Origin of the sequence: Oscillatoria salina IIICB1 (assembly GCF_020144665.1) — a bacterium.
Taxonomy (GTDB): Bacteria; Cyanobacteriota; Cyanobacteriia; order Cyanobacteriales; family SIO1D9; genus IIICB1.
In genome coordinates this window covers 35,973-51,774 of sequence record NZ_JAAHBQ010000003.1, presented here as the reverse complement: position 1 = coordinate 51,774, position 15,802 = coordinate 35,973, and the positions used below count along the sequence as shown (strand labels likewise).

Here is a 15,802-nt window from a genome sequence, read left to right as displayed (position 1 = left end):
AAAATGGTAAGTAGCAAAAAATCAATAAAATATTGCAGATTGTAAAAGAAAGGAAAAAAGAAAAAATTATGATTGGCTCATTGTTAACCATACTTGCTACAGCATTAAGCTTGCTAGTAGTAGACATCGTATTTCCAGGAGTAGACTTAGCTAACTTTCCCGCAGCAATAATTGCCGCGCTGGCTATTGGTTTAGTTAATGGATTTATTAAGCCAGTTATTTCCACGCTTTCACTACCGATAAACTTCCTCAGTTTAGGAGCATTTTCCCTGGTAGTTAATGGCTTATGTTTCTGGTTAGCTTCTTTATTTGTACCAGGATTCAGGGTAGCTGGTTTGCTATCTTTTATCTTAGCCCCCGTGTTACTGTCGTTAGTTAACACATTCATCAATAACTACTTTGTGGAGAAATATCCTGGACAAATGAGTGTAGAAGGATATTCCGAACAAGCAAAGCTTGAAGAACAATAAATGTAATTACAACGAAAGTGTGAGGGTGCGTCTTACTAACGCACCCTTTTTGAGATTTACGCTTATCTCGCTGAAACTACAAACAAACACGGGATTTTGGGGCGATCGCTAGGAATTAATTTGTGTTAAAGTAGCTTGACAAAATCCCTGGATTGATTGCCAAATATCGGGTAAAACATTATTCAAAGCATGATCGCTATCGAGTTCGCTTAATTTTACCCAAGGACGGTTTTGGGCGTAATTGCGGCTAGCTTGAATGGGGATCGTGTCGTCATGAATTCCGTGGAGAATGAGAGTAGGTAGCGATCGCTGCAACTCAACATCTTTATATCCAGCTACATCAGTGATAATTTGGTAATGAATGGGTAAGTGTCGCCCTTTGCCATAGTGATAAACTAAACGATATCCAGATTCTTGCCAATTTTCGCTCTCTGCTTCGCCTAAAGTTGGCAGCCAATTTTCGATAAAGCCAAAAGCAGGTGCAAGTAAGACAATTCGCTCAACTTGGGGGTGTTGCTGGGCTAACCAAGCCGCAGTCAAACCGCCAAAACTAGAGCCGATAATTGTAACAGGAGCATCTGTTTCGGCAAAAAGTGCCTCAACTTGGCGTAATTGTCGGGTTAACGTGAGATGAGAAAAATCCCCAGCATTGAGATTGGGGATTTTCAGATTAATTCCTAAACTAGCAAAGCGAGAGTGTAAATAAGTCGCTTTATTCGATAAAGGAGAAGAGCCAAAACCGTGTAAATAGATGTATGTCGCGCTCACAATTGATTTTATTGACGTTTAACCTGTTCTGAAATAACTGGATTGCGTAGCGTCACAAACTCTTCAGCTACAGTAGGATGAATACCAACAGTAGCATCAAAATCAGCTTTTTTCGCTTTCATTTTCACAGCGATCGCTACACCTTGAATAATTTCCGCCGCGTGTGCGCCAACCATGTGCGCTCCTACCACAATCTCGCTATTGCCGTCAACGATTAATTTCATCATCGTTTTCTCATCACGTCCCGCGAGACTGAAGTAAGTAGACTTAAACCGAGCGCGATAAACTTCTACTGCATCGCCATACTGCGATCGCGCTTCCGCTTCGGTTAAACCTACTGTCGCCCCTTCTGGAGTAGAAAACACTGCCGTGGGAATATTCTCATAAACCATCGTACAATCTTGACCGCCAAAAACAGTATCGGCGAAAGCGCGACCTTCGCGAATCGCTACCGGAGTCAAATTGATGCGGTTAGTACAATCACCCACCGCATAAATATGTTCTTGACTGGTGCGGCTGTACTTATCTACCGCGATCGCCTCTTTATCTATTTCTACTCCCGCATTTTCCAAACCCATATTTTGCAAATTCGGCTTGCGTCCCGTCGCCGCTAAAACCGTATCGACAACCAAAGTCTCCTCATGCTTACCTTTCGTTGTCAACTGCAAACCTTCAGCCGTCTTATCAATTTTACTAGGTTCAGTTCCCGTTAACACCCGAATCCCATGCTGTTGCATCGCCTCTTGAATCTGCAAGCGAATATCGTCATCAAATCCAGCTAAAATCCAATCTCGACGGATAATTAAAGTTACTTGCGAACCCAAACCGTGCATAATACAAGCAAATTCCACCCCAATATAACCACCACCAATAATCGCAATTCGCTTCGGCTGAGTTTCCAAATGGAACATCGCATCAGAAACGATCGCCTCTTCAATTCCGGGAATATCTGGTTTAACCGGATGTCCTCCCACAGCAATTAAAATCTTATCTGCGGTAATTTTGCGATCGCCAATTTCTAGTGTATGGGGATCGAGAAACTTTGCATAACCGCCAATAAAATCCACATTCGCCTTATCTAACATTCTGTCGTAGACACCATTAAGACGTTCTACTTCCTGATTCACCCCAGTAATCATTTTCTGCCAGTCGAGGCTACTTTCTACCGGACTCCAGCCAAAACCCTCAGCATCCTGAAAAGCTTCCGGAAAATGAGAAGCATAAACCATCAACTTCTTCGGGATACAACCGCGATTCACACAAGTTCCCCCCAAACGATCGAATTCTGCCAATCCCACCTTCGCACCATAGTCTGTAGCCCTTCTTGCAGTCGCAATTCCACCCGAACCGCCACCAATCACAAATAAATCGTAATCGTAACTCATAAATTTTAATCCTGTTCTATATAGCTACAAGTATAGTAAACAGTTAACACTTAGCCGTTTATCCTCCCCCTCTTCCCTTATCCTCCTTGTCCCCCTTGTCCCCCTTGTCCCCCCCTAGTTTGGGTATCATTATTTAATTGCTGTCGTCCGTTACGAATCACCCTCAACAAATCTGATAGCTGCTTTTCAATGTTTTGAAGCACTGCATCCGCATATTCGTCAGCACCATCTTGAATATCCTCGCATTCAGCCAAAGTCAATTGACGCAGTTGTTCGAGTTCCTGACGCGCTTGCAAACGCATTTGCTCTATTTCCGAGAAATTTTTGCGTTGCATTTCCTCACATTCTTGTCGGACAACCTCGCGAATGCGACTGGCTTCTAATTCTGCTTGCTGAATAATTCGCGTTTCGTCTAAAATTTCCAAAGCCCGTTGTTCGGCAGCATCAACTATTTCTTGAGCGTATTCTTCCGCTTGTAGGAGAATTTCCTCTTTTTGGGCGATGATGTCTAAAGCTTCTTTAAAAGCCCCTGGTAAATTCAGCCGCACATAATCTAGCTGATCGAGTAATTTTTCTTCATCGACCAATGTGCGCCCAGTCAAGTAAATACGGGTGCTATAAAGAATTATTTCTTCGATTCTGTCGAGTTCTCGCTGGATGTCGAAACCTGTCCCTCCGCTTTGTGACGGTGGTTCTGGTTGGATGGGTTTGGATCTTTCGGGGTCGCTCCGGGATGTGTCTTTGCGTAACATTGGTAAATATCAAGAGCAACGTTCTCAGGAACAAGGTGATCTACTGTGCCGCCAAAACTGGCAATCTCTTTCACTACGCTACTACTTAAAAAACTATATTCGTTAGAAGTGGCGAGAAAAACTGTTTCAATCTCCGACATTAAAGTTTGATTAGTGTGAGCCATTTGCAGTTCTTTCTCAAAATCAGAAAGGACTCGCAAACCCCGGAGCAAAACTCCCGCACCATGTATTCTAGCGTACTGCACGGTTAAACCTGTAAAGCTGTCAACCTTTACATTCGATAAATGCTCAGTACAACTACGAATTTGCTCTAGTCTCTGGTTGATGCTAAACATCGGCTGCTTGTTTGGGTTGCACGAAACTGTCACAATTACCCGCTCGAACAGTTTACAGCCTCGCTCGATGATGTCGAGGTGTCCTAGAGTAATCGGATCGAAGCTGCCAGGATAAATTGCTATCACGCTGAATCTTCGCTGTCTATTTTACTGGGGTAAACAACCTCGCCGATTAGGGTCGAGGCTTTTAGTAGCCCTGAAGTTATCGTACAAGACAACCCCTCCCCGCCCTTGAAGGGCAAGGCTTCTCGGAGCTTTTTCGGTGATTATCTCACAATGAGTTTACTTTTGGCGTTTAATTGCTAACAATAGCGATCGCTGCTTAGGTTAAACTTACGAAAGTAAAGCAAATTATTAGGTGTTTCTAGCTGTCCCAGACATCTTTAGCCCTAATTAACTTCCACAACCGCGATCGCGCCACTCGATTCCCTCTTGAGGAAAAAGTACAAACTCAGCTCTTAGTCCGACTTTACCATTTTTTTCTTTTTTTTACCATTCTTTACATTGTGCAAGAAAAATTATGAGTGTTTTAAAATTTGTGATTTTAGTTGCCGCTAGCATCGTAATCTTTAACTTTGTTGCCTCTTTTTTTGGTTGGACTAACCCAATTTTAAATAGGTTAGTGACGGTAATTCTGAGTATTTTTGTTGCTTTTGAATTATTTAGATTAGGGCAACTTATTTGGGGCTACATAGCCTAAAATTGAAGAATAGCAAAGAAGATCTGAATTAATGCTTGGTGGCGATCGCGAAAATGACCTTGATTTTTCTCGCCCTAAGCAGCCAATGATTTTAGTAATTTTTCTGAACAATCTTGACCAGATATTTAACTCGTGAGACAGAGTCACAAATGTTGAAAAATGAGACAAAAGGAAGAGGTTGTCAGGAAACAATTAAGTCAGAATTGAATCATAATAATTAAGAAGTTGGATTGGTATTATAATGAACGGCAATTCTTACAGTTACTTACTTATTCAAGGAATTCCTCTTCTCGGTAGCGCGATTATTGGTTTAGGACTAATCCTGTTTGCTTATTCGTTAGCTTCACCCACAGTTTAGCGAGTCGTCTTCGTTACAATTAGTTACAAAAGGAACCGATCGGAATATCGAGACGATCTTTAGTTAGCGGATGCAATTACAAGAAAATACTACTCAACCACAGCAACAACTTCTAAAAATCGCCGAAACTTATCTGCGCGAATCAGTAGCACCCCAAGCGGCAAAAATAGATCGGGAACCAGATGCACTAGCAGAAGCGTTGCAGGGGTTAGGATCTCGTTCTCTTTTAGCTTTACGGGCTCCTCAAACCTGGAAGGGAGGAAATTTCAGCAAAAGTGATTTTTATCGCTTCCAGACAATGGTAGCACGCTATTCGGGAGCCTTGGCGTTTCTCCAAGCTCAGCATCAAAGTGCAGCTTCTTTCCTGACAGCTAGTGGTAATGAGTCGCTTCAGCGAGAGTATTTACCTCGAATGGGAACAGGTGAAGTTTTACTGGGAGTAGGTTTTTCCCAGTTACGACGACAAGGGGAAGCCTCAGTCAAGGCGATGGAAGTTGAGGGTGGATATATAATTAACGGCGAAGTACCTTGGATAACTGGTTTTGGCTTATTTAATGATTTTATCATCGGTGCAACTTTGAGCGATCGCCGCGAAGTTTATGGCATTATTCCTTTTCACAACGTGATTTGTGATTCTCAAGGTAAGATTAAGTTTTCCGAACCAATGGAATTGAGCGCAATGGTAGCAACGAATACAGTTAATGCTACACTGAATAACTGGTTTTTACCTAGCGATCGCCTAGTTTCGGTAAAGCCCGCAAATTCAATTCATGCTAATGACCAAAAAAATGTCCTCAATCATGGTTTTTTTGCCCTTGGTTGCACCGAAGCGGGATTGGATGTCCTCACAAGCGTTTTTGAGAGAAAAAAGCTCAATTTCTTGCAGCAAACGTCTCAATCTCTCGAACTTGAATTAAATGAATGTCGTCGTCAGATGTTTGAGGCTTTGACGTTAGAGAGTCTCTCTTTTCAGGAAAAGTTACAACTACGTGCTTGGGTAATTAATTTAGCGTTGAGATGTTCTCATGCTGCGGTAGTAGCTACTTCTGGAGCGGCTAATTTGCAAGATAGTACCGCCGGAAGAGTTTATCGGGAAGCCTTGTTATTCTCAGTTTCCGGACAAACTACCGCCGTTATGGAGGCAACTTTGGCTCAGTTACAGAAATAAATTTTTCTTACTATCGGCATAGTTTGATTATGTATCTCATTTAACCTTTAGCAATCTACATCTGGCTAAAGGTTAAATTAATTGACCAATTTCTGCTACTCATAGCTAACAACAAATATTTCAAGAGAAAGAGGGAACTAAGAAAAAGTCGTTCTATTAATAGAAATGTAATTGTTGAAAAAAATTTCTGAATAGGAAGATAAAAAATGTCTACTAATCGCCAAACAAACCAGAAAATATTTCCCTTATTAAATTTCGCGATCGCGAGTTTACTTCTTTGGGGCTTTGGAGTTCAAACTTTAGCCCAAGAAATAAATTCTTCTCCGGCTGAAGAAGCAATCGAGGGAACTACTGAAGAACTTGAAGAAGGAAGTTTAGTTGAGGAAGGAATTGACACAGATACTAATAGCGAACCAACCAGAACTGTCAACCCAACTGGTAGTATAAATCCAGGAACTAGAAGCGATCCTAACGGTATCGATGCTAACGATGAATCGGGGTTAGATGCTAACGTCGATGCTACTGATGAATCGGGGTTAGATGCTAACGTCGATGCTACTGACTCCTCCGAGTTCGATGCTAATACTGATGCTACCGAGAATGACTTGTAAAATATTTCTAGATTTAAGTAGGACGATCTCGATGGGGTTCGTCTGAATTAAAACAGCGATCGCACCTTGAAGCAAAGGCGATCGCTAATTTCTTTTATAATTTTTTAAGATCGACTACTATAGTCTTAATTGCTCATTACTTCTCATTGCTCCGATACAACCTTTGGTTTTCCCTTCTCTAGCTTTGAAAGTTACCCAAACGTGATGCTAAACCCCAGCAAACGTACTTCTTCGAGCTAGTTAACTATTGATTATCGCTTTAGTCAGGGTCTTTTTCCCTTAACTAGCTGTAATCGTCAATACTTGTCTCTTGACTAAGAAGATAGTTCGCTTTTCCAAATGACGGTAACTTACTCCTTAAAGTCAGCCAGAAAAGCTAGCATGGAATAAAGAATAACTATTTACCTCTAATGTGAGAAAAAATTTTTCACCAGCGAGGGAAGATAGTCGCTTTCACTTGTTCTTACAATAAGTTTGTAGCCGCAATGTGAGAGAAATCACAAGTTTCCTGTAACTGCTTGCAGTATATATGTGAGAGATTTGTCATCTTTATTAACTGGTTATTATCACTGACTTTTGTAGCTAAATTTTGAATAATACTTACGCACTTAATTATTAAATAAGCCGATGGGATATCAAAGTATTATCCGCCCGATGGAAAATCAGGAGCAGTTCCGCATGAATAAGAAAAAGTACCAAGATATTACCCTTGGTCAATATAACACTGAACCTCAATTCGATGAAGAAAATCGACAAGTACCTGCTTCTGAAGCTCAAGAACAAATTTGTGATTTTTTCTTAAAAACTGTTCAAAAGCATTTTCCTGAAGTTGTCCTCCAAGCTTTTGAGCAAATTTTTATTACTTTAAATTACGAAAATCACCCGGCAATTCAAGCAGCATTATACGAAATTATTGGACTCGATCGAGAGAAAATTTTCCGCGCTACTCTCAAAAGAAGTTGTTATATTTTAGTTAACAATTGGAGCGCAAGAAGACAATTTAAATATATTCAAGAATTGATCGATATTTTATCAGAAGTTTCTGAACGAATTCATACTCAATCGATTACTAAAAGACTGCTTAGACAATGGTTGCTGAATTTTCTTGATAGTGAGGATTATGAAGAATTAAAGCTCTTTGTTTCTGGTTACAAGCATCATAGGGTACAGGGCTGGAGTAATCGTTATGCTTCTTATTTATTGGCTTCTCAGGCAGTTGATTATAATAAACCTAAAGAACAACGAGAGGCAGCTAAAGCAGTTTCTCGACAACTAAAAGAACAGTTTAAATTTGATTTAGCAATGTATACAGCGAGGTTTAATTCGGCACTTTCTGCTAATACTAAACAGTACAAAAATCCCACTCATCTCGGCGAAGATGTTTTGCGTTTAATTCAAAAGATTATTGTGAAAAGGGGAAAGTTTAGTTATGAAAATATAGCGAATATTTTTCTTAAACAAACAGAAGGACTTTACTATGAAGACTTTAAGCTAAGTTTGTTAAAATATTTAATTCATTCTTTAGATAATCGTGAATTAGGAGAAATTTTAAATAAAAATATGGCTTCGTTTTTAGAGTCACTTTATGAAAGTTATAATGATGAAATCTGGGATACTAACTTACTTTTAAGAACTAGCAATCGCTTGATAGAATTTTTGACGACGCAAAAAAAAGGAGAACCAACGGAGTTGTTTACTTTGTTAGCAACTCAAGGGAAATATTTGACTTTGGTCATTGTTTTGCTTAAAATTTTAATGATTTGTAAGCAAAGTTATAGCCATTTAGAAACTTGTATTGCGTCTTTAATTAAGTATTACGAACAGGAACCAGAGTCAGAATGTCAGTGGTTGATAGTATTTCTGGAAACTTTGAGAGTTACTCTCACCATTTATACGGATAATGTTAACTACAATTTGATTACGATGGAAGCCGCAAGCAACATGGATACAGAAACTTTAAAAAATTGTCGGATTTTTTCTCAGGTGAGAAGTGAAGCTAAAGCGAAAGATTCATCTGAGGAGTAGTACGCTGAGATAAACATCGATAACTATTTGATTTAATGAGCGATACACAAACTTGGTACATTGTCAAGAGTAAAAATGGTAGCTGCGAAATAGTGGCTAGCGATACTATCGACGACGAAAAACAAGCACCCGACGAGGAAAAGCGCTGGGGACCTTTTGCTTCCCCTGGAGAGGCGATCGCGCGTCGGGTGGGATTAATACGGGCAGGTAAATGCCAACCCCATTGACAGTTCATCTTCCTTTCGGTAGAGCGATCGCTACCCCGTTTCAGCCAGAGACAATCTCAGAGTGAGTATCCTCGCTGCTTTCGAGACGAGGTTTTCCCGCGCCATATTTTTGCTCAACCCTTATTGAGCCGTTGCGTCTACGGAGATATTTTTCACCGCGCTTATTTCTTGAGCGAGAATTTCCAAACCTCTTGCAAACTGTGGATCTTCAGCAGTACCAATTTTCGCGCGATCGAGTTGTAAATCCTTACGCTGTTCGTCAGTCATTTCCAAAATGATATCTGGTGTAATTCCCAGTTTATTAATATCGCGACCATCAGGAGTAAGATACTTAGCGATCGTCACCGCTAAACCTGAACCATCACCCAAACCGCGTACTGATTGAACCAAACCCTTACCAAAAGTTTTCGTACCGACCAAAACCGCGCGATCGTTATCTTGGAGCGCTCCCGAGAGAATTTCGCTAGCACTTGCGGAGCCGCCATCCACTAGCAACACCAAAGGTTTATCCGTCAAAGCACGACTATTTGCTCTTTGGCGATCGACCTCTCCTTGGCGGTTTACAGTCGAGACAATCGTACCCTCATCGAGCCACATCCGCGCAATTTCAATACTAGAGTACAACAAACCACCAGGATTCGAGCGCAAATCGAGAATATAACCTTGTACGCTCTCATCTTCTTGGTTTTTAATCGTCTCGCGCATTTCCTTAGCAGCTTGGGCATTAAACTGAGTCAAGCGAATATAACCAACTTTACCAATTGGCGTATTTTCGACACGAGCGCGAACTGGATGAATTTGAATTCTCGCGCGAGTAATCGGATAATCTATTTCTTCTTCACCGCGTTTAATCGTCAGAATTACTTGAGTACCGACCTTACCTCGAATCAGATTAACAGCATCATTAACATCCATACCCTCGGTACTTTGACCGTTTATTTTCGTAATAATGTCCTTAGCCAAAATTCCCGCTTCAAAAGCAGGAGTATCCTCAATCGGGGAAATTACGATTAGGCGATCGCTTTCTTCATCCTTAGCAATTTGAATACCAACTCCTGTCAACTCACCAGCAGTATCAATTTGCATATTTTGGAACTCTTTTGGGTCCATAAAGCGCGTATAGGGATCGTCTAGTTGCTCGAGCATTTCCCTAATTGCTTCATAGGCTTGCTCTTTGCTAGTGTAGTCTCGGTCGAGATATTCGTTACGAGTTGCCCGCCAATCCACCTGATTAAAGGTAGCATCAACATATTGACGGTTAATAATTTGCCATACTTCGTCTACTAACTCTTTTGGTCCGTCGCTAAACAAAGAAGCCTGACTTTGAGAAAGATGTATTCCAGCACCCGTCACAGCCATTGTTGTTATTACGACTGCTGTTGCACCGAGAGCTAGCCCGCGTTGTGTTATTACCATAAGCCTATCTAGAGACGGTGGGAAACTGCTGCACTCACAATTACGCTCACTGTAACACAGTCAACTCTATCTTGAGAAAGTTAACCTATCTTAGATTTTAGTTTACAGTTTTGAATTCTGGTGAGAGAAAAATAACTAGGGTAGATTTTTCTTTGATTTTGGTGGCAGTAAAGCGCACTTGTAACCGTGAAACTACTTTTGAGCAAATATTCAACCCTTCACCAACTGTTACCAGCGATCGCCGCTCAAGGATTTAACTTTTAAGTGAGTGAATGGTGACGATCGCCTAAATTCAAAACCCTTACTCCAGACTGCCCAAAGAGAAAAGGTTGCGTCTGTTAAGTGCTTTTACAAGTTTAGCTACCCACAGTCCGGAAAAACAACAAATTAACAATATCTAATGTCCTTAACTAAATTTAATCACAGAGCAGGCGATCGCTATCTCTAACCTTGGGGTTATTTTGTAAATAGTCTGCTAACCAATTGCAGCTAATCTTCATCAGTTGGCTAAGATCGAGATTCCAGAGGATCGCGGTTTTATCGTTACTACCAGTGACTAAAGCTTTACCATCTTGACTCCAACTGACGGTAGTAACTCGTGCTGAGTGTCCTTCAAGAGTTTGTAACAAAGTATCATCAAGTCGCCACAGTTGTACTCGGTTGTCCCAAGTTGTGGTGGCTAACACTTCCCCGGTAGGATTAAAACTCATTTGCGCTACGCTATCAGTATGACCTTGAAGAGTTCTCAGTTCTTGTCCTTGTAAATTCCATAATTTAACAGTATTGTTATAGCCAGCAGAAGCCAACAGTTGAGTTACTGGTGATTTTGCTGAATTTGCCCCAGGTACGAAAGCAAAACTTACATCGAGTACCCAACTATCATGACCGAGAAGAGTTTTGGGAGAGGTAGTAGCAAAATAGCCAGTGCGAGATCGTCGCCACAATTTGACTGTTTTGTCGTCGCTGGCGGTTGCTAAAATTTGATTGTCTAAGCTAAAAGTAACACTATTGACACGAGCTTGATGACTAAGCAAAGTTTCTCTCAACAAGCCGTTACGACTCCAAATTTTTACACTTCGATCGCGACTCGCGGTTGCTAAAAGTTGAGCATCCCGACTCCAACTTACATCCAGTACCCGATCTTGATGTCCGGTTAAAGTCGTCACCAAACTACCATTTCTGCGCCAAATTTTCACAGTTTTGTCTTCGCTAGCGGTAGCTATTCTCTCACCATCTGGGGAAAAACTAACGCTGTAAACTTGTCCCTGATGTCCGTCGAGAGTTTCGATTAAACTACCGTTTCTGCGCCAAATTTTCACAGTGCGATCGCCAGATGCGGAAGCGATAATTTTCCCGTCGGGAGAAAAAGCTACATCGCGGATGCGATCGCGATGTCCCCGAAAAATTTGCCGACGACGGGGAAAACGACTCCATAGTTTGACAGTTTTATCATTACTACTGGTAGCAATAATTTGCTCTTGAGGAGAAAAACTAATTCCGGTTATCCCGTCGCGATGTCCCTCAAGAGTTTTAATTAGTTTTCCTTCTAAATTCCAGAATTTTAGTGTATCGTCATCGCTTCCAGAAACTAACAAGCGTCCGTCGGGGCTGAAACAAACAGCTAAAACAAAGTCTTGATGTCCCTGTAAAGTTTTCTCTATTCGATAGAATCCTACAGATGAACTACCTCGCCAAAGTTTAACAGTTTTGTCATCGCTAGCAGTAGCGAGAAAATCTCCTTGAGGACTAAAAGCAAGATCCTTAACTTGACCTTGATGTCCGCGAAGAATGCTTAATAATTTTCCGGAACTAAGCTGCCAAATTCTGACTGTTCGATCTTCCCCAGCCGTGGCAATCAGTTTACCATCAGGGCTAATTTTGACTTTATTAATATTACCGGAATGCCCGGAAATGCTTTTGGTTAACTTTCCTTGTAAATTCCAGACTTTAATTGTTCCCTGAGATCCAGCAGTTACTAAACTCTTGCCGTCGGGACTAAAGCAAAGACTCAAAACATAACCAGAATGAGCAGGAATTCGGAAAATTTCCTCGCCATTTAACCGCCAAAGTCTGACAGTTCCGTCCCAACTACTCGATGCTAATATTTTTCCGTCGGGAGAAAAAGTTACGCCGGTGACAGTATTTTCATGTCCGCTAAAACTAGCAAGTAAACTACCATTGGGATGCCATAATTTGATTAGTCGATCCCGACTAGCTGTAGCCAGATACTTACCATCTGGGGAGTAAGCCAGATCTAAAACTAGATCTCCATGTCCTTCGAGGCGATTGCGTTCTTGCACTCCATAAAGACTTTTTTCTAGGGTGGTAATGACTTTTAATTTAGTATCAGTTTTAATTGCTTGCCGGGAACGATTTTTTAGCCAAAATTTCTGTAATCCTAGTTTTTGCTGAGGTTTTTCAGTTTCTGCTTGCATTCTTTTTGCTGCTCTCAAGCTTTCTAGTAAAGCATCAAATTCTTGATGAGAGACAAATAAAGTTTCCGCAGAAGCAGCAAGGCGATTTAACTCAGCGTTCAGAGAAAGTTCTCTGGCTAATCTTTTTTGTACTTCGGCTCGCCAGGCTAAATTCCCGGCAATAATCGCCAGTAAAGCCATTGTACTACCCATAAAAACAGCTTGTAATCGCTGTTTGCGCACGCGGAGTAATTCTAGTTTGGCTCGATGTAATTTAGCTTCTAAGTTGGCTTTGAGGCGGCGATCGTATTGTTCCCGAATCGGTTGGACGAGATAATCGTGAACAAGTTGATAGCGGTTTTCGGGTTCTTCACAAACTTTAAATAAAAGCCCAGAACCGATGAGAATTGTTAAAATTAAGTCTATTTGTTCGCTCTGGTTTTCTTTTTTACCAGTGAGAGCAGTTTGTAGATGAGCGAGTAATTCGCTTTTCGTTTTTAAAGGTCGAGTTCCCTGTTCGTCAGTTAAGGAAAATAAAATTTGCCAAGCAGCATCTTCTTGTTCTTGACCACAATCAGCGATGACAGCGAGTAGCGATCGCGTCATTAGTTCGGTTTTTGGGTCGCTACCTAGTTGTTGATATGCTTCGAGGGTGGTAATTTTTTCGGCTTGTAGTTGCGCTCCCATTACTTGTAGCTCGATCGGGCGCACTGTTCCTCTTTCTCTGGCTAAATCTTGGACGAAAACTTCGATTAGTTCTTGGTTGAGCGGAAATTGAGATTGGTTGGCTAAGGTTGCGATTGCAGTTTTGGCTTGCTCGGAGGTTAAGTCTCCCAGGTGATAGCGAATATTTCGTGACAAGATGTTATTGTCGATTGTCTCGAATTTGCCAAAGCGTTCTAATTGCAACAGATAGTGCAAATAGTCTTCTCGTAAAGAGAGAATTACTTTGACAAAGGGAAGGTTGAGACAATCGCGCAAAAATTGATAAAATTTGCAGCGCTCTGTTTCTTCGGTACAGGTGAAGAAAAATTCTTCAAATTGATCGAAAATTAGCACTGTTAAAAGGTTGCTTTGACTCATCGAGCGCAATTTTTCGAGCATTGTCGATGGTGAAGAATCTTTGCTGAGGATAGTTTCTTTTGCTTGGGTTTGCCATTTTGCTCGTGCTGTATTTAAAGTCCGATCTAATTCTTGTTCCCAGGAATTGCCTAACTTGTGCAAAATTGGTAAGACTTCGCGGGCGGCGATAATTTCTCCGCTCAGGGCAGGAATTAACCCTGCACCAAGTAAAGAGCTTTTTCCGACACCAGAAGCACCGTGAAGTACCGTCAGTTTATGTTCGCTGCGGCTGAGACGCTCGATCAATCTAGTGACATCTTTTTTTCTTCCAGAGGCGGCGATCGCGCGAGCAAAGGCGGGATTTTCCCAATTGTCAGTGGTTCCTAATGGACTAGCACCGAGAAAAGCACGTAAACCAAATTTTTGCTCGATCTTGATTTTCTCTTGTTTTAGTTCAAAGGCAAGTAGATATTCTTTTTGTTCTAGGTAAAGCGAGATTAGTTGCTCTAAAATTTCTAAATAAAGTTCTCGAAAGGGGTCTGTTGATAGTTTTTCTAGCTCTTTGGCTCGTTTGAGGTTCTCGATACTGGTCGTAATTAATTCGTTTCGTTTGGCTAATCGTAAACTTTCGCCTGCTAGTTGATATTGGGCTTGGGCTAGAAGTAGTAAATATAATCCCTGATTTTGATGAGTTTTGGGTAATCGAGATAATTTTTGAATGTTTAAAGCCATTTGCGCGTAAGACAATGCTGCTTTTGGCTTCAGTTGGGCTAGGGCTACTTGGGCGAGAAAGCCGTAAATTCTGGCGGTGTGTTCGTTACAACAAACAATTGCTGGTTGTTTGAGGGCGCTGAGAGCAAGTTCGCATAAGTCTTGCCACTGAGCTTGCTTGAAAAGGACAAGCCCTAGTTGTATGGTTAACTGGGCGACTAATTCTAAACGGGAGTTGGTCTGAAAAAATTCGATACTGGCTTGCAAATTGCTTTTGGCTCGGTCAAAACAGGTGGTTTTTTCGCCTCTGGCTTTGATTTGGCGAGTGTAGCATAATGCGATGTGATAATGTAAAAAGCCAAATTGATCATGAGTAGATTTTACGTTCGGTAGCGATCGCTCTGCCGTCTTTACGGTATCCTCCCAAATTGCTAGACTTTGTTCGTATCTGTTTAAGGCTTCGTCTAATTTGTTTTCGGCAAAGGCATCTCGCCCAAGTATAAATTGCCATAATGCTTCTATCTGTGAGAATAATTCTCTTTGCTTGCCTGGCAAATCTGCTCTGGCAAATTCTAATTCTTGCCTCTGACGACAACCGGGAGCTAAGTCAATTGCTTGATTGGGTAAAAATTCTTGGCAACCTGCTGTTAGCAGTTTCTTCAATAAGTTTTTTTCGGTTTCAATACATAATTCTTCTAAGTTGTCAATACTTAATTCAAATTTAATTGAAGCAGCAGCCCAACTTTTAAAATCAGGAGCAAAGCGAGTTAATTTTTGCAGTACCTCATCATTAACCCACAGAACTAAAGGAAAATGGAAGTTTTTGCGAAACTCATCGCGCACTTGATTGCTAGCCATTAATACTTGTTCGAGGGCTGTGACACGATCTAAATCAAAGACAAATAAAGGAGTGCGATCGCCCTGCTCAATTTCTAATTGTAAAGTGGTAAATAAGGTAGTAGTTGAGTTAGCTAAGAAAACTTGGCGTTTGGTTAATGAGGTAACTTCGTCAAGTCGCTGACAAATTTGCTGTTTTAAACTTTGGTAATTGCAGCGTACTAAAATTAGTGTAAATTGACCCTCGCTCAGTCTAATTGCTCTCAGAAGTGTTGATAAGGAAAGTAAGTTATAAGCACTTACTCGCTCTTGTTTATTTATCATAGTTTTGGCGGAATTTATCGATCCAGCATTTGTTAAATTAATTGCTATGTATACTTTTTTATATAAAATACTCTTTTTCGGGCAAAAAAGGTGTGAAAAACTTGTGAAAATGATAATGTAATTGAGAATATTTACCTGGAAATTTGCCTAATTAACTTAAGATTGGATAATTTTATTTTTACTTAAATTTTAGTTATCTAGCTCTAGAATCGCTGGGATTTAACGATTCTAGAGCTAAA

At 40.9% G+C, this 15,802-nt stretch carries 12 protein-coding genes; 6 read left to right on the top strand and 6 right to left on the bottom strand.

Translation table 11 applies throughout. The features are described 5' to 3' along the window. Positions 1–68 precede the first annotated feature (68 nt). Positions 69–470 carry a phage holin family protein gene (locus G3T18_RS00855; protein ID WP_224408616.1) on the top strand — a complete coding sequence of 134 codons (402 nt, stop codon included), beginning with the start codon at positions 69–71 and terminating at the stop codon, positions 468–470. 108 nt (positions 471–578) lie between these two features. Here the strand turns inward: G3T18_RS00855 and G3T18_RS00850 are convergent, their stop codons facing one another. The 4 genes from G3T18_RS00850 to coaD all read right to left on the bottom strand — a co-directional run bounded on the left by G3T18_RS00850 (position 579) and on the right by coaD (position 3,836). After that, positions 579–1,238, bottom strand: a complete 660-nt coding sequence (locus tag G3T18_RS00850) for a YqiA/YcfP family alpha/beta fold hydrolase (RefSeq protein WP_224408615.1) — start codon at positions 1,236–1,238, stop codon at positions 579–581. 8 nt (positions 1,239–1,246) lie between these two features. Beyond that, positions 1,247–2,623 (bottom strand): glutathione-disulfide reductase, encoded by a 1,377-nt coding sequence (gene gorA, locus G3T18_RS00845; protein WP_224408614.1) that lies wholly within the window; start codon positions 2,621–2,623, stop codon positions 1,247–1,249. A 77-nt stretch (positions 2,624–2,700) separates the two neighbouring features. After that, positions 2,701–3,327, bottom strand: a complete 627-nt coding sequence (locus G3T18_RS00840; RefSeq protein ID WP_318013910.1) for an ATP synthase subunit B family protein — start codon at positions 3,325–3,327, stop codon at positions 2,701–2,703. Further along, positions 3,249–3,836 carry a pantetheine-phosphate adenylyltransferase gene (coaD, locus tag G3T18_RS00835; RefSeq protein WP_224408613.1) on the bottom strand — a complete coding sequence of 196 codons (588 nt, stop codon included), beginning with the start codon at positions 3,834–3,836 and terminating at the stop codon, positions 3,249–3,251. The genes G3T18_RS00840 and coaD overlap by 79 nt, the downstream gene beginning before the upstream one ends. A 394-nt stretch (positions 3,837–4,230) precedes the next feature. Between coaD and G3T18_RS00830 the strand changes: the two genes are divergently transcribed. From G3T18_RS00830 to G3T18_RS00810, 5 genes are all read left to right on the top strand, one after another. Then, on the top strand, positions 4,231–4,410 hold the full coding sequence (locus G3T18_RS00830; RefSeq protein ID WP_224408612.1) for a hypothetical protein: 180 nt from the start codon (positions 4,231–4,233) through the stop codon (positions 4,408–4,410). A gap of 428 nt (positions 4,411–4,838) precedes the next feature. Further along, the gene (locus G3T18_RS00825) at positions 4,839–5,936 is read left to right on the top strand and encodes an acyl-CoA dehydrogenase family protein (protein WP_224408611.1); all 1,098 of its coding nucleotides are present in this window, start codon (positions 4,839–4,841) and stop codon (positions 5,934–5,936) included. Between the two features lie 206 nt (positions 5,937–6,142). Then, entirely contained in the window at positions 6,143–6,547 is a 405-nt protein-coding gene (locus G3T18_RS00820) for a hypothetical protein (RefSeq protein ID WP_224408610.1), read from the top strand. 627 nt (positions 6,548–7,174) lie between these two features. Next, complete coding sequence (locus G3T18_RS00815) at positions 7,175–8,572, top strand: hypothetical protein (protein ID WP_224408609.1); 1,398 nt, start codon at positions 7,175–7,177, stop codon at positions 8,570–8,572. A 35-nt stretch (positions 8,573–8,607) separates the two neighbouring features. Beyond that, the gene (locus G3T18_RS00810) at positions 8,608–8,799 is read left to right on the top strand and encodes a hypothetical protein (protein ID WP_224408608.1); all 192 of its coding nucleotides are present in this window, start codon (positions 8,608–8,610) and stop codon (positions 8,797–8,799) included. 120 nt (positions 8,800–8,919) lie between these two features. On the opposite strand, the gene ctpC is transcribed toward G3T18_RS00810, so the two are convergent. Both ctpC and G3T18_RS00800 read right to left on the bottom strand, forming a co-directional pair. Then, entirely contained in the window at positions 8,920–10,215 is a 1,296-nt protein-coding gene (gene ctpC / locus G3T18_RS00805) for a carboxyl-terminal processing protease CtpC (RefSeq protein WP_224408607.1), read from the bottom strand. 416 nt (positions 10,216–10,631) lie between these two features. Continuing rightward, positions 10,632–15,563 carry a WD40 domain-containing protein gene (locus G3T18_RS00800; RefSeq protein WP_224408606.1) on the bottom strand — a complete coding sequence of 1,644 codons (4,932 nt, stop codon included), beginning with the start codon at positions 15,561–15,563 and terminating at the stop codon, positions 10,632–10,634. Positions 15,564–15,802 lie beyond the last annotated feature (239 nt).

Bases quoted from the DNA above. Each gene is read 5' to 3' on its own strand.
- G3T18_RS00800 (WP_224408606.1), bottom strand. From the start codon at position 15,563: ATGATAAATAAACAAGAGCGAGTAAGTGCTTATAACTTACTTTCCTTA.
- G3T18_RS00855 (WP_224408616.1), top strand. From the start codon at position 69: ATGATTGGCTCATTGTTAACCATACTTGCTACAGCATTAAGCTTGCTA.
- G3T18_RS00820 (WP_224408610.1), top strand. From the start codon at position 6,143: ATGTCTACTAATCGCCAAACAAACCAGAAAATATTTCCCTTATTAAAT.
- G3T18_RS00830 (WP_224408612.1), top strand. From the start codon at position 4,231: ATGAGTGTTTTAAAATTTGTGATTTTAGTTGCCGCTAGCATCGTAATC.
- G3T18_RS00815 (WP_224408609.1), top strand. From the start codon at position 7,175: ATGGGATATCAAAGTATTATCCGCCCGATGGAAAATCAGGAGCAGTTC.
- G3T18_RS00825 (WP_224408611.1), top strand. From the start codon at position 4,839: ATGCAATTACAAGAAAATACTACTCAACCACAGCAACAACTTCTAAAA.
- G3T18_RS00810 (WP_224408608.1), top strand. From the start codon at position 8,608: ATGAGCGATACACAAACTTGGTACATTGTCAAGAGTAAAAATGGTAGC.
- ctpC (WP_224408607.1), bottom strand. From the start codon at position 10,215: ATGGTAATAACACAACGCGGGCTAGCTCTCGGTGCAACAGCAGTCGTA.
- gorA (WP_224408614.1), bottom strand. From the start codon at position 2,623: ATGAGTTACGATTACGATTTATTTGTGATTGGTGGCGGTTCGGGTGGA.